17 protein-coding genes and 1 pseudogene are annotated in these 19761 nt (G+C 52.8%); 7 read left to right on the top strand and 11 right to left on the bottom strand.

The window, feature by feature from the left end; translation table 11 throughout:
* Positions 1–91: 91 nt before the first annotated feature.
* Both V7775_RS05990 and ilvD read right to left on the bottom strand, forming a co-directional pair.
* The gene (locus V7775_RS05990; RefSeq protein WP_335750942.1) at positions 92–697 is read right to left on the bottom strand and encodes a hypothetical protein; all 606 of its coding nucleotides are present in this window, start codon (positions 695–697) and stop codon (positions 92–94) included.
* On the bottom strand, positions 678–2444 hold the full coding sequence (gene ilvD, locus V7775_RS05995; RefSeq protein WP_335750943.1) for a dihydroxy-acid dehydratase: 1767 nt from the start codon (positions 2442–2444) through the stop codon (positions 678–680). Before ilvD ends, V7775_RS05990 begins: the two co-directional genes overlap by 20 nt.
* Before the next feature lie 142 nt (positions 2445–2586).
* On the opposite strand from ilvD, the gene V7775_RS06000 reads away from it, so the two are divergent.
* The 5 genes from V7775_RS06000 (at position 2587) to V7775_RS06020 (ending at position 9285) form a co-directional block, all read left to right on the top strand.
* Positions 2587–5658 (top strand): ABC transporter transmembrane domain-containing protein, encoded by a 3072-nt coding sequence (locus V7775_RS06000; RefSeq protein WP_335750944.1) that lies wholly within the window; start codon positions 2587–2589, stop codon positions 5656–5658.
* Positions 5658–6554 carry a CPBP family intramembrane glutamic endopeptidase gene (locus V7775_RS06005; protein WP_335750945.1) on the top strand — a complete coding sequence of 299 codons (897 nt, stop codon included), beginning with the start codon at positions 5658–5660 and terminating at the stop codon, positions 6552–6554. Before V7775_RS06000 ends, V7775_RS06005 begins: the two co-directional genes overlap by 1 nt.
* 58 nt (positions 6555–6612) lie before the next feature.
* Positions 6613–7551, top strand: a complete 939-nt coding sequence (gene accD, locus V7775_RS06010) for an acetyl-CoA carboxylase, carboxyltransferase subunit beta (RefSeq protein ID WP_335750946.1) — start codon at positions 6613–6615, stop codon at positions 7549–7551.
* 135 nt (positions 7552–7686) lie between these two features.
* A complete protein-coding gene (locus V7775_RS06015; protein ID WP_335750947.1) occupies positions 7687–8961 on the top strand; it encodes a bifunctional folylpolyglutamate synthase/dihydrofolate synthase in 1275 nt (424 codons plus the stop codon).
* A gap of 117 nt (positions 8962–9078) precedes the next feature.
* Positions 9079–9285 carry a hypothetical protein gene (locus V7775_RS06020; protein ID WP_335750948.1) on the top strand — a complete coding sequence of 69 codons (207 nt, stop codon included), beginning with the start codon at positions 9079–9081 and terminating at the stop codon, positions 9283–9285.
* On the opposite strand, the gene zapE is transcribed toward V7775_RS06020, so the two are convergent.
* Positions 9282–10343: a cell division protein ZapE gene (gene zapE / locus V7775_RS06025; protein ID WP_335750949.1), complete on the bottom strand. Its 1062-nt coding sequence runs from the start codon at positions 10341–10343 to the stop codon at positions 9282–9284. The genes V7775_RS06020 and zapE overlap by 4 nt on opposite strands.
* Before the next feature lie 112 nt (positions 10344–10455).
* Here zapE and V7775_RS06030 point away from each other — a divergent pair.
* Positions 10456–10672: pseudogene (locus tag V7775_RS06030) on the top strand (MFS transporter); the annotation flags it as partial.
* A gap of 433 nt (positions 10673–11105) precedes the next feature.
* Here V7775_RS06030 and V7775_RS06035 read toward each other — a convergent pair.
* The 8 genes from V7775_RS06035 to V7775_RS06070 all read right to left on the bottom strand — a co-directional run bounded on the left by V7775_RS06035 (position 11106) and on the right by V7775_RS06070 (position 18876).
* Positions 11106–11789: an ABC transporter ATP-binding protein gene (locus V7775_RS06035; RefSeq protein WP_335750950.1), complete on the bottom strand. Its 684-nt coding sequence runs from the start codon at positions 11787–11789 to the stop codon at positions 11106–11108.
* Complete coding sequence (locus tag V7775_RS06040) at positions 11786–13531, bottom strand: branched-chain amino acid ABC transporter ATP-binding protein/permease (RefSeq protein ID WP_335750951.1); 1746 nt, start codon at positions 13529–13531, stop codon at positions 11786–11788. The genes V7775_RS06035 and V7775_RS06040 overlap by 4 nt, the downstream gene beginning before the upstream one ends.
* Positions 13506–14351: a branched-chain amino acid ABC transporter permease gene (locus tag V7775_RS06045; protein ID WP_335750952.1), complete on the bottom strand. Its 846-nt coding sequence runs from the start codon at positions 14349–14351 to the stop codon at positions 13506–13508. Before V7775_RS06045 ends, V7775_RS06040 begins: the two co-directional genes overlap by 26 nt.
* Before the next feature lie 13 nt (positions 14352–14364).
* The gene (locus tag V7775_RS06050; RefSeq protein WP_335750953.1) at positions 14365–15513 is read right to left on the bottom strand and encodes a substrate-binding domain-containing protein; all 1149 of its coding nucleotides are present in this window, start codon (positions 15511–15513) and stop codon (positions 14365–14367) included.
* A 28-nt stretch (positions 15514–15541) separates the two neighbouring features.
* Positions 15542–16924 (bottom strand): indoleacetamide hydrolase, encoded by a 1383-nt coding sequence (gene iaaH / locus V7775_RS06055; protein ID WP_335750954.1) that lies wholly within the window; start codon positions 16922–16924, stop codon positions 15542–15544.
* 59 nt (positions 16925–16983) lie between these two features.
* On the bottom strand, positions 16984–17742 hold the full coding sequence (locus V7775_RS06060; protein WP_335750955.1) for a helix-turn-helix transcriptional regulator: 759 nt from the start codon (positions 17740–17742) through the stop codon (positions 16984–16986).
* A 387-nt stretch (positions 17743–18129) separates the two neighbouring features.
* Positions 18130–18642, bottom strand: a complete 513-nt coding sequence (locus V7775_RS06065; RefSeq protein ID WP_335750956.1) for a GFA family protein — start codon at positions 18640–18642, stop codon at positions 18130–18132.
* A 51-nt stretch (positions 18643–18693) separates the two neighbouring features.
* Positions 18694–18876 carry a hypothetical protein gene (locus tag V7775_RS06070; RefSeq protein ID WP_335750957.1) on the bottom strand — a complete coding sequence of 61 codons (183 nt, stop codon included), beginning with the start codon at positions 18874–18876 and terminating at the stop codon, positions 18694–18696.
* Between the two features lie 320 nt (positions 18877–19196).
* Here V7775_RS06070 and V7775_RS06075 point away from each other — a divergent pair, with 320 nt between their 5' ends.
* Positions 19197–19655: a LysR family transcriptional regulator gene (locus V7775_RS06075; RefSeq protein ID WP_335750958.1), complete on the top strand. Its 459-nt coding sequence runs from the start codon at positions 19197–19199 to the stop codon at positions 19653–19655.
* Positions 19656–19761 lie beyond the last annotated feature (106 nt).

Genomic DNA, 19761 nt, shown 5'->3' on the forward strand with positions numbered 1-19761 from the left:
TATGGCGCAAATTCGTATCATTTGACTGAACGTCCGCGCGTTAACCATAAGATGCCATGCTTACGCACCCTCACGCAAGCATGCTGATGCGTCAGGTTGCGTTCGTCTTGGCCATGGTTCGTTTTATCATTTCTTCCAGCAGGTCTGCTCCCTCCGGGGATACCGCGCGACGGTTCTTTGGGCCAAATAGTGCAGCCCCCATGATGTAGTTTCCGACTATTGAAACAGAACGCCAATGTTCAGATGCTAAATCAGACGAGGGCGCGCTGCCTGTGGTTTTGAACACGACACTGGAGTCGTTTTCTCGTGTATTTTCCGGTGTGCCTAAACCCGTCGCGGTTGTGACTTCCTGAGGTGTAGGAAGGTCCGCATTTTTTTTGCTGCGCGTCAGGCTCACCGTGAGGACGCCCGTTGGTGCGCCAGCGCCACCAGTTGCTGCTCCCAACGTGTCGCATCGGGCCATCAATGCAAAGCTTTGGCTTAGGCTTTCGGCATCGATGCAGTATCCGTTTGGCGGGACAAGCGTGACATTACCCCGCATCATCAAGGCTTGGGTCAGCGGAACAGCAGGCAACGCCGCGTCTGCGGGCGGCGTTATGTTTGCCAGAAGGCTTGTTCCTGTATCGGTAACATCGCAGGCGCTCAGCAAAACGATAATGCTGAGCGCCGCAATGGGTTTAGAGTTCCATGTATTCATGGCGCTCTTTCTTGGCACCAGGATGCGTGACCGCGCCAAGGTAGGTCGGGCCAACCAGCTGCGCGTATTTCCACAATGCACCGGAACCATAAAGGGTTTCGCGCGGGCCTTCCCAAGCGGCCTTGCGCGTTGCCAGTTCTTCGTCGGACAGATCAACCGAGATAGAGCCGGTGATCGCATTGAGTGTGATCATGTCGCCGTTTTTCAACAGACCGATAGGACCACCCATTGCAGCCTCTGGGCCTACGTGGCCAACACAGAAACCGCGTGTCGCACCCGAGAAACGTCCATCGGTGATCAACGCAACTTTTTTGCCCATACCTTGGCCGGACAATGCCGCGGTGGTTGCCAGCATCTCGCGCATCCCCGGACCGCCGCGTGGACCTTCATTGCGGATCACAAAAACGTCGCCCTCAGAATAGGTGCGGTCTTGAACGGCGGCAAATGCGTCCTGTTCACATTCAAACACCAGCGCAGGGCCTGTGAACACAATATCTTCGTCGCTCATACCCGCGATTTTGACGATTGCGCCTTCAGGGGCAAGGTTGCCTTTCAGGCCAACAACGCCGCCAGTGGTCGAGATCGGGTTGGCGACTGTGTGGATCACTTTGCCATCTGCTTCGCGCTCAATTTTGTCCAGCTCTTCGCCCATCGAATAGCCAGTGGCTGTTAGGCAATCTTCGTGGATCAGGCCAGCCTTGCGCAGCTCGCCCATAACGACAGGTACACCGCCAGCCTCATAGAGGTCTTTGGCCACATACGCGCCGCCTGGTTTCAGATCGACAAAATAGGGCGTGTCACGGAAGATTTCGCAGACATCTTCAAGGAAAAAATCAATGCCAGCTTCATGCGCCATTGCAGGCAAATGTAGGCCCGCGTTGGTAGAGCCGCCTGTGCAGGCAACGATGCGTGCGGCGTTCTCAAACGCCTGACGCGTGCAGATGTCACGCGCGCGGATGTTCTTTTCGATCAGGTTCATGACCGCTTTGCCGGATGCAATGGCGTACTCGTCACGGCTTTCGTACGGCGCTGGTGCACCGGACGAGTTTGGCAGCGCAAGGCCAATCGCTTCGGAAACGCAGGCCATTGTGTTGGCCGTAAATTGGCCGCCACATGCGCCCGCAGACGGGCATGCAACGCGCTCAAGAACTTCCAAAGCCGCCTCTGAAAGCGAGCCGTTTTGCCAGTTACCAACAGCTTCGAACATATCTTGTACTGTCAGATCACGATCCGCAAATGCGGCAGGAACATCCGCACCTTTAGGCGCTTTGCCCGGAAGGATGGAACCGCCGTACATAAACACGGATGGTACGTTCAAACGGATCATCGCCATCATCATGCCGGGAAGCGATTTGTCACACCCCGCAAGGCCAACCAAGGCATCATAGCAGTGGCCGCGCATCGTCAGCTCGACGGTGTCTGCAATTGCTTCGCGTGAGGCGAGGGAGGAGCGCATGCCCTCGTGGCCCATCGCGATGCCATCGGTGACGGTGATGGTTGTGAACTCACGCGGGGTGCCCTGTTCTGCAGCAACACCAACCTTAACAGATTGCGCCTGACGGTTCAGCGCGATGTTGCAAGGAGCAGCTTCATTCCAGCAGGTGGCAACGCCAACCAATGGTTGGTGAATTTCCTCTTCTGTCATCCCCATCGCATAGTAATAAGACCGGTGGGGTGCGCGCGCAGGGCCTTCGGTGACGTGGCGGCTGGGCAGTTTGGATTTGTCGAAACGGGGGGTGGTGGACATTGTGGGGGCTCCTGCGAAGAATTCTTTGACACGGGCATAATCCCGCAAAGGGCCTGCTGCAAGCATTTGCAGTCCAAGTTGCATTGTAATGCGGGGGGTGGACGCCTAGTTTGCCATGATACCTTCCAGAGAAAGCACACCTATGGACCGCAGCCTGTTCGCATTTATCTGGAAATTTTCCAAACGAGAGCAATTGGTTTTGCTCGCCGTAACCGTTCTAACCTTCCCGTTCCTATACGCCACACTTGAGCTTCCAAAGCGGATCATCAACGACGCGATTGGCGCTGAGGATCTGATGGTGAACGCATTTGGCTACGACTTAAGCCGGATACAGTTTCTGACGGGGCTTTGTGTTTCTTATCTGGCTGCTGTGCTTGTGCATGGTTTGCTCAAGATGCGGCTCAACACCATGAAGGGTGTCTTAGCTGAACGACTGCTGCGCCGTTTTCGGTATAGTTTGATTGCTCGGATGATGCGTTTTCCCAAGCGGTACTTTCAGGACACTTCACAGGGTGAGCTGGTGAGTATGGTCACATCAGAGGCGGAGCCCATGGGTGGTCTGATGGGTGATTTCCTTGCGCAGCCCGTTTTTCAAATGGGTCAAATGCTGATCATCGTCGTATTCTTGTTCCTGCAATCGTTTTGGTTTGGATTGGCAAGCGTCGCGTTGATCCCGCTTCAGGCTTATGTGATCCCGATGTTACAGCGGCAAATTAACCTGTTGAACAAGGACCGTATCAAAGAGGTCCGTATGCTGGCAGCAGAGATCGGTGAGACGGCGGCAGGTATTACTGATCTGCGCACAAACGGCGGATGGCGCTTTCGATTAGCGGGTTTCACAGATCGTTTGGGGCGTTTGTTTGATATTCGGTTCCGGATATATCAAAAGAAATTCTTCATGAAGTTTCTCAATAACTTCATCACACAGCTAACACCTTTCTTCTTTTACCTCGTTGGCGGCATTTTGGCGATTCGTGGTGAGATTACTGTTGGCGCCCTTGTGGCTGCACTGGCGGCCTACAAGGACCTCAGCAACCCGTGGAAAGAACTACTGAACTACTACAATCAGGCACAGGATATGGCACTGCGCTGGGAAATCGTCACAGAACGCTTTGACCCAGCAGGGATTGTTGATGAGAAGTTATTTGAGGGAGCACCAAGTGATATTCCCCACCTTAAGGGTGACATCAGCCTCAAGAACGTTTTTGTCCGTAGTCATGACGGCAGCCCTGTCTTGGAAGATTTGTCATTGGAGATACCCAAAGGCGCGCAAGTCGCGATTAAGACGTCTTCGCTGTCCGAACGCCGCGCAATGGCCGAACTTCTCACGCGTGAACTGTTGCCATTACGGGGCAGCGTCACGATGGGTGGGCACGATATATCTGATCTGCATCAGGCTGTAATCGCTGCACGCATCGGGTATGTTCAGGCGCGGCCCTACCTCTTTCAGGGGACGCTTGGTGACAATTTGCTGATGTCACTGCGTACCTCACCTAAAACCGTTTTATGGGATCCAAATCAACGTGATCAAGTTGGGATAGAGGCCCAGCGTTCTGGGAACAGTTTGGATAGCTTGCGGGCAGATTGGCTTGATCCGGCTTTGGCCGAATTGGAAGATATGGAAGAAGTACACGCGTGGTGGTTCCGGTTGAGTTGTGTCTTGAATGCAGACGAGGGCATCATTCGAGGGATGCTTGACTCCCGTATGGACCCAGAAACGCATGTCGAGTTGACACGAAGGGTTGTCGGATTGCGTGACGAAGTTCAGGCGATATTAGTGGAACGAAATTTGGACCACGTGGTTCACAGATTCGATCCAGAGGTGTTTAACCCTTCAGTCCCACTGGGTGGGAACCTTTTGTTTGCTACCCCGCGACATGACATTACCCAAGAAGGGTTGGCTGCTGAAAAAACGTTGCTTGCAATGATCGCAGAGCAAGGCCTAGCCGAACAAGCCATCGCTATCTCGCAAACACTGGTTGAGACGCTGCACCAGACTTTTGGTATGGATGGCACCAATCATCCGCTGTTTACCGCCCTTGGCATTGACGAAAACCTATACGAGCGGCTGGTCGAAATAGCAGGCCGCAGACGTAGCCGCGGAGACGGGGCATTGACCGAAGACGAGTTTGCGCTTCTGATGACTGTGCCTTTCGCTTTCACTGCCGAGCAAATAGGACCAGCCTTTCCAGAGAGTTTTAAGGAAGAGATCCTCAATATTCGCCGCAGCCGAGCCCCTCAGTTGCTGGAGGTTGCTGCTGATATGTTTGTGCCAATCGCGCCGGAAAACTACCTGCCGCGTTTGACGTTGCTAGAAAATCTTATCTATGGGCGGATTTCGTCGATTGCTGGTTTGCAGGCGGATCTGGTTGTTGATGCGGTGTCGGACGTACTGCGAGAGCATGGGTTGCGTAGCGCGGTGGCGACAAACGTATTCGACGTCTCAACTGCGATTGGCGGGGCAAACCTGCCGCCCTCCATTATGGAACGCGCAGCCTTTTCACGTGCAGGGATGAAGCGGCCCGACGTGCTGATTTTTGACCAAGCGTTTGTTGGAAATGAGCTGGGAGAAGCTCGAGAACGTCTGCGGGAGTTGATGCCAGAGACAACCCAAATCTTCCTAAGTGACGAATTTGATGCGCCTGAGAGCTATGACTTGTTGGTTGAGGTTAATCATGGCCGCGTGGATGGGGTCGACAGTACTGAACGTTATGAGAGCTCAAGTTCTGTCTCCGAAGATTTGCGTCGCAAGCTGGATATTCTTCAACGTAGCGAGCTGTTTGCTCCCTTAGACTCGCGCGCACAGCGGTTGTTGGCTTTTGCGGCCCAGTGGTATGATGCACCTGCTGGGAAGGTCATATTTAGCGCGGATGAGCCGCCGGATGCCACTTATCTGTGTCTATCTGGCAAAGCAGAACTTACCTTTCGAGACAAAAGCGGTGATGAACGGCGTGTATCTTTGGTAGAGCCGGGGCGCGTAATTGGTGATCTTGCTGTGATCGTTCGCGAACCCCGTCAGGCGAACTTGAGGGCATTAGAGGACTCGCAATTCCTACGTTTTGGTGCAGAAGAATTCCGTTCGGTTATCGAAAATGACCGAACAGTATTGCTCAGCTTGTTGAAAACTGTGGCAGGGCATTTGTCTGGTGCGGCCAATATGATCCGCGATGCCGAAATTCCCATACCGCGCGAAACCTTCGAGGACGAAGACTGATGCGCCTGATGCCAGATTATTCTGCGCGGGCGCTACACACCAATGCAGCCAAGGGCGGGCCCGAGGTTTGGCGATTAATTCTTGGATTGGTCGTGATGATTGGTGTCTATATCGCGATGGCGGTGTTCTATCAGCAATCGCTGGCAGGGATTGCTAGTGCGCGCCCCAACTTTGAGAATGAACTGATCGCAGGTGATACGCCGCTTGCTATGTATGCTCTGTTATTGAGCTTTGGCATGATCAGTGCCGCTGTCTTTATCGGTGTTCGACTGGTTCATAAACGGTCAGGTCTTAGCGTTTTTGGTCCTATGATTTTGGCTGTGCCTCAATTTTTTAGGGTGTTTGGTATTCTGCTCATTCTGAGTGTGACGCTGGCAGTATTGCCCCCTTACGGGATGGGGGCGCCGTTGGCCCCGAATTTGGAGTTTGGGCTGTGGTTGGTTTTATTGCCCCTTTCTCTGGGCGTCGTCTTTATCCAAGTCAGCGCAGAAGAGATTTTCTTTCGGGGGTATTTGCAGCAACAACTGGCGGCGCGGTTTCAGTCTCCACTTGTCTGGATGGTTCTACCCTCGATCTTGTTTGCGATGGGGCATTACCAACCGGCCGAAGCTGGTGAGAATGCGGTGATGATAGTCGTTTGGGCTGGTGTGTTCGGCTTGTTGATGGCTGATCTTACCGCGCGTTCAGGAACAATTGGGCCTGCGTTGGCTGTTCATTTTGTGAATAACGTCACTGCTTTGTTGATTACATCCTTGCCGGATAGTTTGGGGGGCCTTGCCCTGTGGCACGCGCCCTTTGGCATGGAAGACACCGCTGAACTGCGGGCGTGGATGCCTGTTGATTTCGCTTTAATGATCGTGAGCTGGCTTGCTGCGAGACTTGCCTTGCGGCGCTGATTGCAATTCCCATCACAGACCCTTATTTGAAGTAAAACCTAACGTAACGAGGCGCGATATGAACTGGATCAACAACTACGTCCGGCCCCGGATCAATTCGATCTTTTCGCGCCGCGAAACGCCAGAGAACCTTTGGACCAAGTGTAGTGAATGCGGCACGATGCTGTTTCACCGTGAAGTCAGCGAAAACCTGAACGTTTGCACCAACTGTGATCACCACATGCACATCACGCCGCGCGACCGTTTTAGCGCGTTATTTGATGGCGGCGTATTTAATGAAGTGAAAGTGCCTGCGCCAGCAGCCGATCCACTGCAGTTTCGTGATCAAAAGAAATACCCGGATCGGTTACGGGCAGCGCAGAAGTTGACCGAAGAAAACGAAGCAATGCTTGTCGCTTTGGGTGACATTGGCCGCACTCCTATTGTGGCTTGCGCACAGGACTTTAGCTTTATGGCGGGTTCGATGGGCATGTATGTTGGGAACGCAATTATTGCGGCTGCCGAAGAGGCAATCAAACTCCAGCGCCCGCTTATTCTGTTTTCAGCAGCTGGTGGCGCCCGCATGCAAGAAGGCATTTTGGGCCTGATGCAGATGCCGCGTACAACCATTGCCGTGCAAATGCTGAAAGAAGCGAACCTGCCCTACATTGTGGTTCTTACGCACCCCACGACAGGTGGTGTTACGGCTAGCTATGCGATGTTGGGTGACGTTCACATCGCAGAACCTAATGCGTTGATCGGTTTTGCTGGTGCACGCGTGATTGAACAAACTATTCGCGAACGTTTGCCTGAAGGTTTCCAGCGCGCTGAGTATCTGCTTGAACATGGGATGCTTGACCGTGTTACCCCGCGCACGCAAATGCGCGACGAACTCATCACGATTACCCGTATGCTAATGGGTTTGCCTCCTGCGGTGCGCGGTGATCTTCCTCCGCCTGATGAGGTGTCAGAACCACAGCAAGAAGAGGTCGCTGCCGCGCCAAAGGTTGATTCTTAAGATCGATCCTACTGCTGGCTGCCCGCTTCAGTGGGCCGAAAGCTGACCTGATGCGTCGCATTTGGTCGGATTTTTCTGTGCCATGTCGTGCTATCGCTGTGGCGAATTGGCCCCATTTTAGAAAAGAATCCTAGCATGAATGCTTCAACGTCTGATGCCATCCTTGACCGGATGATGGCGCTTCATCCTAAAATTATCGACCTCACGCTGGACCGGATGCACAAGCTGCTGGATGCGCTGGGGAACCCGCAAGATAAATTGCCGCCAGTGATCCATATCGCAGGCACAAACGGTAAGGGTTCTACTCAGGCGATGATCCGCGCTGGCATCGAGGCGGCGGGAAAGACGGCTCATGCGTATACTTCGCCCCACCTTGCACGTTTTCATGAACGTATTCGCCTCGCCGGAGAGTTGATCACCGAGGAAGCACTGACTGATGTGCTGGATGAATGTTATGCGGCAAACAACGGCGAAATCATTACATACTTCGAGATCACAACCTGTGCGGCGATATTGGCATTTTCTCGAACCCCAGCTGATTACACTCTGTTAGAGGTTGGCCTAGGGGGCATTTTAGACGCTACAAATGTTGTTGGAACACCAGCCGTGACGGTGATCACGCCTGTTGACCTCGATCATCAGCAATTCCTTGGCGATACTTTGGCCGAGATTGCGGGTGAAAAGGCGGGCATCATCAAACGCCGTGTGCCGTGTATTGTGGGCCCTCAGCAAGAGGCAGGTCTGGAAGTCATTGAGGCCGTCGCGGCCCGCAACATGGCTCCACTTAGCGTATATGGACAACACTGGCATGCCTACCGCGAAGCAGGCCGTATGGTCTATCAGGACGAACATGGATTGCTGGATCTCCCGCTGCCAAAATTACCGGGTGTGCATCAGGTGCAAAACGCAGGCGGGGCAATTGCCACGTTACGCGCGCTGGGCTTTGATAACGCGGCCTGTGAGGGAGCTGTCACAAACGTGACGTGGCCCGCGCGGATGCAACGGCTCAAAGAGGGACCACTGATAAAAGCGGCGGGTCAGGCCGAGCTTTGGTTGGATGGTGGGCATAACCCGGCGGCAGGCAGGGCGCTGTCAGGTGTATTGGCCGAATTGCCAAAGGTGCCGACTTATTTGATCTGTGGGATGTTGAATACAAAAGACATTACTGGATATTTGCGGCCCTTGGCACCTTATGTGACCGCGCTTCATGCCGTATCCATTCCTGGTGAAGCTGCGACACTGCCTGCTGAGACAACGGCCCAAGCGGCAGTGGATGCAGGCATGACAGCATTTGAGGCAGCAGATGTATTGTCGGCGCTCATAGAAATTGTGCGCCAAGAACCCCACGCGCGTGTGTTGATCTGCGGGTCATTGTATCTTGCGGGCAACATCTTGCGTGACAACGGTTAGATAGCCACAAAATGCAGACTCGCGGCGTTGACGGAAGGTCAATCGGCACATTAGGACAGTATCAATATCGGTAGGCGAATATCCGCGCATATAACCGAATAGTCCTGAGGGTCGAGCATGAAAAACAACCAATCCGATGCGCAGGGGGCTGCCACCCCTAAAACTGCGATTTTTCGCCAGATGATTGCCAGTGCTGTTGCATTGGTGATCGTGGTTGTTGGTGCATGGAGCTTACTGGGCCAACAAGCGCCCTATCACCCCAATATTTCTGGTGAAGAAGTAAGTCGCGACGGCGCTGCAGAGCTGATGAACGTCAAAAACTAGACCTTACCCCAGTCCTCGCTTTGCATTTCCCTCAGGCGGGAGGCGGTACGCTCAAATTCGAATGTACCTTCTCCTTCAAGATACAACATCTCGGGTGACGCCGCCGCTGAGCAAATAAGCCGAACACGTGCTTCGTATAGGGCGTCGATCAAGGTGACAAAACGCTTTGCTTCGTTGAAGTTGCTGCGCCCGAGGCTGGGAATATCATCCAGCATTAGAACTTTGACTGCTTCAGCCACGGCCAAAAAATCAGCTGGTCCAAGGGGCTGTCCGCATAGAGCATGAAACCGCGTGCGTCCTACGCCATTTCTAAACAGTGGTAAAACCACATCGCGCCCTTTGACACGTAAAGTGAGCGGCCCTGCATCGCCCCCGGTCAGGTCGCGCCAGACGTCGTCCATTGCCGCACGGCTTTCTGAATTGACGGGGCTAAAATAAACCGTACTGCCGGATAACCGGTCTTGTCGATAATCGGTTGGGCTGATCAATTCGTGTTCAACCATGCGTTCCTTGATCAGTTGGATAAACGGTTCAAATAGAACACGGTTCAGCCCGTGCTTGTACAGATCGTCAGGGATACGGTTTGATGTCGTAATCACAACAACACCGTCAGCAAACAATGCCTCAAACAAACGGCCAACAATCATCGCGTCAGTGATGTCAGTGATTTGCATCTCGTCAAATGCCAACAGACGGACAGAGTCGCTCACTGCTTTTGCAACAGGGGCGATGGCGTCTTCTACGCCTGTTTTACGGGCCTCGTGCATTGCTGCATGGATTTCTTGCATGAAGGCATGAAAGTGCACCCGCCTTGCCGGAATTTCCCCAAGATTATTCACGAATAAATCCATCAGCATGGATTTACCGCGCCCTACACCACCCCAAAGATACAGCCCCCTTGGTAGTTCTGGTGCCTTGCGAAACAAGCTCTTTTTCGGCGGATTCAGCAGCGCCTCGCGGATGCGGTCGAACTCGGGTAGGACAGCTTCTTGCGCGGGGTCGGGGCGCAGGGAGCCATCAGCAATCATTTGGTCATAAAGGGAGCGCAATGAGGTCATGAGACGGTTCCTAATACCCAACGGAGCTGTTGGAAAGTGTATGCGTACAATCGGATGATTGATGTTAAGTGCACGTCTGCACAATTTGTCCGAATTGTCATGGAGCTGACCTATGAAAAATACCTCATTGTTCTCACCTGTTTTGAACGTGGGATAATGTGATCATCATGGTCAGCTTTGCAATCCGCCCATCATTTGGGTTGTTTCAAATCCCAATCGCAGAAAAGTTCGGCTGGCTGCGCGTTGAGTTTTTTCTGGCGCTTGCATTCCAAGACCTTGCGTGGGGGATTGGCCAACCGATCTTTGGGGCAATGGCGGAAAAAATAGGGGCGCAGGTCAGGGTTCGTCCAAGATGGAGCCATATGACGCCCGCAAACGCGCAGAACGAGAGGCCCACGCAGCCAGCCAGAGCTCCGATATTTGCGGTCTACGCTCTGTCAGGTTGCGCTACCGTCAGCGCGTTTGATGACATTTCTGAATGGCGTTTACAGACTGAGTGGTGAAATTCTTGCTAGTCTTTTAGGAAGCTAACCTCCCTGCTAGCTCAGAACTGCCGTTGGTTTGTTGAGATCTAGGTCGGCGCTGCGGACAAAGCCGCTGTTCGCCGCCTAAGACTTCAGAGTCTGATTTTTACTGAATCCAGACATTAAGCAGAAAAGCGAACTCGACGTTCTTGCAAGCAGAACATCAAATTTGTTCAACTTCGGTACTCCAGCTTCTAGTCAATATTCCGTGTTTCAACGCAGATCTAAATTTTAGCCATCACAGCGAAAGAGCGGACCGAACCTCGTCTGGTCTAATATCTACTGCGCGTTGGTTTACGATCGTTTTCCCTGCATCAATACCGAGGTAATGGTCGGAAACGTTGTGGAGAAAATTCAAATTTTGCTCACACAGAAAAATACCTGCACCAGTATTTGCATGTTCCCGAAGGCATTCTGCCATCAATTCGATGTTCTCAGGCTGCACACCTTCGGAAGGTTCGTCTAGGATGATCACATTTGTATCTTCGATCATCGTGCGTACAAACGCCAGAATTTTGCGCTCACCACCTGACATTGTCCCTGCTAGTTGATCACGACGTTCTGCAAGTCGGGGGAACCGATCAAAGTAGGGTTCAAGTCGAAGCGAAGGCTTACCAATGGTCAGGTTTTCCAGAACAGTGAGATCGTTAAAAACCATATTGGTCTGTGGCATGTAGCCAATGCCTTTTGCCCGTCTTTGATGTGCCTTGAGATGTGAGACCTCTTTGCCTTGAAGGATAAGGTTACCTCCGGTTGGGTTTAGGCTGCCTTGTATCAAACGCGCCAGCGTTGTTTTCCCAACCCCATTGCGCCCGAACACACCCAGCACTTGCCCAGCTACGATACGAGCGGACAAGCCAAAGATTACGTTTGTATCCCCATATCCTCCCGTCAGGTTTTCGATTTCCAACAACGCTGTCATTTGGTTGCTCCAGCATAAACGGACTGTACCTGTGGGTCAGCGCGGACATTTTCGTAAGTGTCAAAAGCCAAGACCTGTCCCTGATGCAGCACAAGAACTTTATCCGAGATGGCCTCGACAATACTCATGTCGTGTTCGATGACAATCACAAGCCCTCCACTTTGGTTTTGAAATTCCTGCACCAATTGCGTCATGACAGCGGTTTCATCCGGCGACAGGCCGGCACAGGGTTCGTCTAACAATAGCAATGTGGGTTCAGAAGCCGTCGTCATCGCAAATTCTAGAAACTGACGATGTCCCTGAGGCAAGCTGCCCGCCATTTTCCCAAGGTCACCTTCAAGCGACAGACTGGGGTTCGCCATAACGCGGGCAAGTGCCTCGGAATGCCAGCTAAAAGTGGACTTGCGAAAAAGATCATTCCAGCCTGCGCGGCCAGCCAACATAGCGAGGGTCAAGTTCTCTGCAACACTCATGGAAAAGAAGACTGACGGCACCTGTAGCTTTCGGCCAATACCGTTGCCTAAAGCAGCGTGTGGTGCGCGGTTTTCTATGGGTGTGTCGCCAAGGTGAATGTGACCGGCAGTGACATCCAGATTACTGGTAATGGTGTTTAATGCACTGGTCTTACCTGCACCATTTGGCCCGATGATACTGACAATCCCTTTGGCCGGTGTTTCAAACGTGACACCATTGAGAATACGCACAACGCCGATTTTCAATTTTACGTCCTCAAACACCAAGGGGGCCAAAACACGGGGGGCACGCGGCTGTGGCGCGTTGACGATATCGGTGTTCGCAGGTGGTGAAGGCGTCCAGAAACGACGCGTAACCTGTTCTATCAGTTCGGATAATCCACCGGGTGCTTTTAGAACCACCAAAATGAACCCAAGGGCCATCACAATCTCCCAATATGGGAAACTGTCGCGCAGTTCGGCTGAGGCCCAACCCACAAGGACGGAACCAACAAGTGGTCCCAACACATGAAAGCGCCCACCAATAGCGGCTAGGATGACCAGTTCTGCTGACAAACCAAATCCGGTGGATGTAGGGGTCACGATCCCTTGGTGGGAAGCAAAAAGTCCGCCAGCTAAGGCTGCGATGACGGCTGAAGCTGCAAAGGCGGCAGCTTTGATCTTGTGGGTCGCAAAACCTAGAAGTTGAAGACGGGGTTCATTGTCGGCCACGCCTTTCACCACCAGATTGACTGGTAAGCGGTTCAAGATCAGCAAGGCTGCGGACACTGCGACTGTGCAGCCAACGATCAGATAATAAAAGTTACCATACGGGTCGAGACCACCAATGCTGCTGTAACCAGACAATCCGTTAAAGCCGCCCGTCAAACCGGAAGCGGTGTTGGCGACTTGCTCGGCGATCATGACAAGAGCCAGCGTGATGAGGGAGAAATAAGGCCCGCTTTCGCTCCGCCCTCTAAAGATCAGCGTTGCCAAACCGTAAGCCAACACGCCAATTGCCGCCATGACGACCACTGTCAGACCCAGTTGCATTGACAGACTGTCGATATTGCGCAGCGTCATTGCCGTGGCATAGGCAGCAACGCCAAAAAACAATGCCTGCCCCAAAGGGAGTATGCCTGTTTTGCCCCATAGATACCCAATGCCCTGCGCCGCGATGCCATAGATCAGATAAAGCCCGATCTGGTAGGCCACAAAATCCCCTAACACCTCGGGGATCAGCAAGAGCACCGCCAGTAGCAGGCTAACGGGAAGAAGAACGAATACCATCAGGTTTCAGCCACAAGAATAAAATTGAAAGGGTCAGCACCGCGAGATACCCATATGTCTGGCTGGCGAATGCACCGATAACCGATTGTGTGCCTGCGATCAGCGTTACACCAAGGCCAAGCCCTTCGAGGCTGCCAAGGCCGCCAACCACCAGCGCAAAGAACGAGCGGATCAGATAATCGATGCCCATCACGGGTTCTATTCGGATGGTTGGTGCCAACAGCAACCCGGCCACGCCTGCCGTGCAACAGCCAAACACAAATGCCGCCGCAGACAATCGCCCAGTGTTGATACCAACAGCTTGGGCAAGTTCGGGGTTGCCTACCATCGCTTTGATCTGTGTGGCGACTCTGGAACGGCTGTTCCACCATGCGAGTGCTGAGAAACAAACCAAGATTACAGCAACGACAACGATCCGATAAAGCGGATACTGCGCGCCAAAGACTTCGATTGTTCCTGGGATAGGCACGCTAACTGATTGATAGCCGCGACCAAACAGCAATTCGACAACTTCCCGCAGCAGAATGGCAATCCCCCATGTCGCAAGCAGACTGTCGAACATTCGCCCATAAAGATGTCGGATAATTGTGCGTTCGAGAAGCAGTGCCACGAGCGCCACCGTTACAATGCAAACGGGGAGCTGTAGCCAAGTTGGCAGACCAAGGCTGCTTGTGATGACCGGCGCATAGGCCCCGATCATCACAAATTCGCCGTGTGCCATGTTCATGATCCGCAACTTACCAAAGACAATGGCAAGCCCCAAGGCAACCAGCGCCAGTGTGCTGATTTGCCAGATGAGGTTGAGGATCAGAACAGTCATCTTAAATCGCCGATCAGTTAGAACAGGCTTCAGATGAAGCGATGTTGTCAAACGAAGTCACGACTTCGAAAGCGCCGCTTGTACCGTCCGCCAGATAGATCGTCTGCGCCATGTGACGACCAGTGAGCGTGTTATTCCCACGTGGCGTCGACCATGTCAGACCTTCAGCAGCAGCATCCATTGCCGCAACATCAAGGCTGCCAGCCTTTTCGGCCAAAGCATCCAGCAACATTAGGCCCTCATATGAAGACTGACCCAAAGTATTGAGTGCAGGCGCATCGGTACCGTAAGTCGCTGCATAATCAGCGGCAAATGTCGCCGCCGCTTCGCCCTTGATTGAGCTGAAATAGCCAGATGTTGAAAACAGACGTTTCGTGTTATCTGCGCCAATACCGGCCAATGTGTTCTCTTCGATAAGCGTTCCAAGGCGGATGGCCTGCGTGTCCATACCAAAGCCTGCAAAGCTGACGTTGAACCCAACCGAGCCACCACCAACAAGGGTAATCAGTACAGCATCAGCGCCGCTTTCTTTGATCCGTTGCAGGGAGCTATCAAATTCAGCAACCGAGAATGGAAGATACTCTTCACCCACGATTTCGCCGCCAGCTTCGCCAATGTAACCTTTGGCCAGTGCATTCGTGTCGCGCGGCCAATTGTAGTCATGACCGATCAGATACCATTTCGAGACCTCTTCCGCATCCATGAGGTATGGAATGACTGGAGCAAGCTGTTGGCTTGGGGTTTCACCCGTTACGTAAAGCCCATCAGCACAGGCACCGCCCTCATACACCGCGGTGTAGACGTACGGTACTTCTCCATTGAAACGGCCAAGCAATGCTTCGCGTACAGCAGAATCGTGCATGCCGACAAAAGCCTGAACACCTTCGCCTTTCCAAAGCCGCAACGCAGCTTGTGCCGCTTCGGCGGGTGGGACACCAACATCAGCAAAGACCAACTCGATTTGGTCGCCGTTGATGCCGCCATCTGCATTGATCTTTTCCGCGGCCAGCTCCGCTGCGTTACGTGTTGAAGGACCAAAAAGTCCTGCGGGGCCTGAATCAGGCACCAATACTCCAATTTTGATGTCAGCGTGTACCGTGCCAGCGACCATCATAGTCGCTATTGAAGTGCTCGCCAAAAGGCGCAGTGTCTTGCTTAACATGTTACTTCTCCCTGGTTGATTTCGGCGTCTATTGCGCCATTGCTTTTTCAACGGCCATTGCCAGCGCCAAAAGGGCACGGTCCTGACCGGGTAATGCGTCAAATTCGACGCCGACTGGCAAACCTGATGTGACAGGGCACGGTAGTGAAATTCCGGGGGCTCCGATGTTAGAGCCCAGATCAGTGTTACGAATATACGTTGGAAAGGTCGGGACTTGTGCCCCGTTCAAATCAACCGTTTCATCCTGTCCAATTGGCCGCGCAGTTAGGGGCGTGGTTGGAAAGACAATGGCATCCAAGCCATGATCTTCGAAGACTTGCGCATATATTTTGCGCATGGCCGGACGATGTTCGTTCATGGCCGCGTCATAGGCCACCTGAGGCATCGCATCATCGCCCATCTGGCTCGCAAATGCACCAGCGACGTCTGGCGAACCAATACCGGCGATCAAATCCTCAAAGGAAGTATCGGGCACATGCTTTGCAAGATATGCAGGTAAATCCCGCATCACTTCATACAAGACAACCGGGAATCCGAAGGCATCATTGTGCGCCCAAATTGGCTCAAAACTCACATCAACCAGCTTAGCACCTGCTTTGGAGAGAACTGAAAGTTGCGTTTCTATCGCATTGGCAACCGCTGGTTCGAGATCGTCAAAGAACCGACCCTTTGGAACACCAAATGTCACTTGAGAGAGGTCAACCGTACCCTTATCCGCAGACTTGCCGCTTAGGACGTTGTCCATCAATGCAACGTCACGCACAGAGCGGGCAATTGTTCCGACGGTATCGCGGGTATGGGAAATCGGCAGAACACCGTCGCTATCATAGCGACCAGTGGTAGGGCGAAATCCCACGACACCACATAACGCGGCTGGAATCCGGCATGACCCACCTGTGTCTGTGCCAAGTCCAATGGGAAATATCCCTGAAGCAACAGCCACCGCAGTTCCACCAGACGATCCTCCCGCGATCATGTCTGGATCAACCGGATTGCGCACAGCCCCTGTTACCGCGTTATTGGAAGTGATCCCGAATGCCAGCTCGTGCATGGATGCCTTTGCCGCGATGAAACCGCCTGCGCCCTTTATCCGGTTCACAACATCCGCATTGGTTTTTGGCGTATGATGTAGAAGTGATTTTGTCCCACCGGACGTCGGATAGGTGTTTGTGTTGATGTTGTCTTTTGCAAGAACTGGCAGCCCCGCCAACGCGCCTTCAGGGGTGGCATCAATTGCTTCGAGGATATCTGGGCCTAACGCAATCGCAGCAAAGCTCTGAATTGCATTGAGCTGGCTATGCTGCGCTGACCTCTCGATCACCCCTTCTGCATAAGCTGCGGGAGTCACTGCGCCACTTTTAAAAGCTGCAATCGTCGCAACACCGTCTAGTTTTGATAAATCTTGTGGCACGCAAGCCTCCCTGTTTTGTTACAAGAAGGATAGAAGCTGCGATGTTGCTTAGGCTATCATCACAAATGATGATTTTTTTCTGCAAGGAAAAGCGCCAGTTGTGATCGCCGATTTAGGCCCGACTTCCTGAATATTGCGGCGATATGTGTCCGCAAAGTCGGCTTGGAGAACCCCAGTTTTCCACAAATCTCATCATCAGTCTGACCAGTGACAAGCAAATCAGCAACCTCGGCCTCCCGCACTGTAAAGCCAACATCTAGTGCGATTTGCGAGAACCTAAGTGAAGGCGCATTTGCGCTATTGCTGCGCGCACGGATCAAAGCGTTCACCAAACTGGGCCCGATCGCATCCACAATTTGGGCGTCCCGCTGCGTGAAATCTTCGCGATTGGCACCACGCCAAATGCGTAGATCACCAATGTTATCGCCTCGATCAAATGCAAAATAGTTCAATCCATAGCACAAGCCGTCTTGCTTCAAGAAATCATTAAAAAACTCGGTCCTCACCAAACGATCGTGACGCATTATTTCACTGACTGGCGTCGCCTTCCGGCGTTTTTGCAAGACGGGTGTAATGGGATCGTGGAACTGAAAATAACCTTCGTAAGTGCGCAGATTGTCATCTGACATATTGAGTTGCACACAAGATACGAATTCTTGACTGGCATCATCCCAGACATACGATGCAAAATGATCCGCCTTGAGCAGATCGAGTAACTTTTGCCCAACCCGCTGTCGCACTTCCGAATGGTCGAATTCACCACTCAGGTCATGCATGATCGAGAAGACCAGCTTTGATTCATCTTCGGTCAAGTTCACAGGTCAAATTCCAAAATTCTATTTACAAAACAATCACAGGAGCAAAGTAAATTTGCAAGTTCCGCCAAAACTAGTTCAGGAAAGCCAATTGAAAGGCTTGACGCAATAAGTTGGAGTTAACGGATCTTAGGGAGCAGATAGAGGCCATCACCGATTTGTATTATCGTCCGCTTCTGTTTTGCAGCAGCTGTTTGATCATTCCGCAGCATTGGTCAAAATGGGCTCGAAGCGGAAGTTCGTTGCACTCGGTTCATGTGACTGCAGCGCGAGCAAAGTGAGCTTTCGCGGCGATCGCCCCGACGTCCGCTTTGCGTTCAAAATAAAATACTGAAGCGAGTTTGGCGTCCCAGCATGTAAACCGAGGGAGCCAAGGATGAAATCAGTTGCTTAAGGTCCCTCCGTCCCAGCGACCTCATGCAAGATGGCGCGCCTTGCCAGACTTTCGGATGACCATAAGTCTTTGATCACGAAGTACTCTTCAAAAGCCAGAACATCAGGTGGAAGGATAACCCAAGGCTGTTTTGTCGACGTAAATATATGCACGTCGGGTGGAAACAGGTCAGGATGATCGAGCGTGCCGACCCGAATAAAACGCACGACTTCCCCCAACCCGCCGCGCATTGCGAGGTAGTTGGTCCACAGGGTCACGTGGCACTTGGGACACCGCGAGAACCGTTGCCCGACACCGCTGAGGGAGGGTGTCAAAATCTCTGCTACCTCGCCCTTTGTGACTTTGACCCGATCCGCTTCGATCAACGCATTGACGGCAAAGGACGCGCCGCTTTCTCGTTGGCACCATCGACAATGGCATCCGTGTACGATCATCGGGTCTGAGACCATTTCATAACGCACATACCCACAGGCGCAGCCGCCCTGAAATGGTGCTTTGTGATCAGTCATGTTTCCGGTTCCCCGTTGAATTAAATTTCGAATGCAGCGCGCCGTCACGCATTAGGCCGCGACAATGTTGTCTTTAAGGGTGTTCAAAAAGCGCATGACTTCTTTGCCTTCGGCCCCGCCAACACCCATCTCGCCAGCGACGGCGCCAACGATCTCAATAAACCTTTGCCAACCGATGGGTGTGATCCCCATGCCCTTATGAGCAAGCGCCATATCCCGCCCACGGTAGTACATTTGGCCGCCTGTTGCATTGACCATAAAGTCGATGAGGGACTGAAGGTCGCGTGCGTTCGTGTCCTCGCTGCGATTGACCCAAAAGCGGCGCAGCGTGCCGTCCTACTGTGCAGTCTCAATGACTTTCGTCGCAAATATTGCGAGGACGTCATAACCACCCAGACGGTCGTAAAGTGAAACACTCATTTGGTATCTCCAGTTGTTGTCTGTGTCAGAAACCCATTTTTGGTTGTTAATAATCAATCCGTCGCGCAGGGTTTTGGGAACTGGCAAAAACCGAAAAACCGGTTTGCAAAAATGCACGGGGAACAGGGACCGCTATGAATTGGGACGACGTGCGCATATTTCTGGCCTTTGCACGAGAGGGATCATTTGGTGCCGCGGCGCGGCGATTGGGCGTTCAACATTCAACGGTTTCCCGCCGCATCCATGCGATGGGAAATGACCTTGCCGCACCTTTGGTGGAACGCGGTGCGTCCGGTTTCACACTGACACGAACCGGGGAAAACCTGCGCGCCTCTGTCCTGCGAATGGAAACGGAGCTTTTGGCCTTTGAAGCAACAAACGCGGGGCAGACCGATGTCGCGTCTGGTGATTTGAATGTCTCGGCCATCGCAAACATGGCGTCATCCTTGTTGATGTCCATTTTCGCGCGATTTAGTGAAGCTTATCCAGAGATCAACTTGCGTGTAGAGGTCACAAACAATTCAGTCCGCCTATCGGAACGTGACGCAGACGTTGCCTTGCGCCAGACCAATACGCTACAGTTTGGTGGATAGGTGCGGCAGTTGGTGCATTCGGCGTCATTGTGCATCTCCCGGTTCGGGAAAAGCCAATGCGGGCTGCGTTTGCTTGATTAAGGTTTGGGTTTTTGAAGCGTGGTTG

The organism is Sulfitobacter sp. (assembly GCF_036960155.1).
In the GTDB taxonomy this organism is placed as follows: Bacteria; Pseudomonadota; Alphaproteobacteria; order Rhodobacterales; family Rhodobacteraceae; genus Sulfitobacter.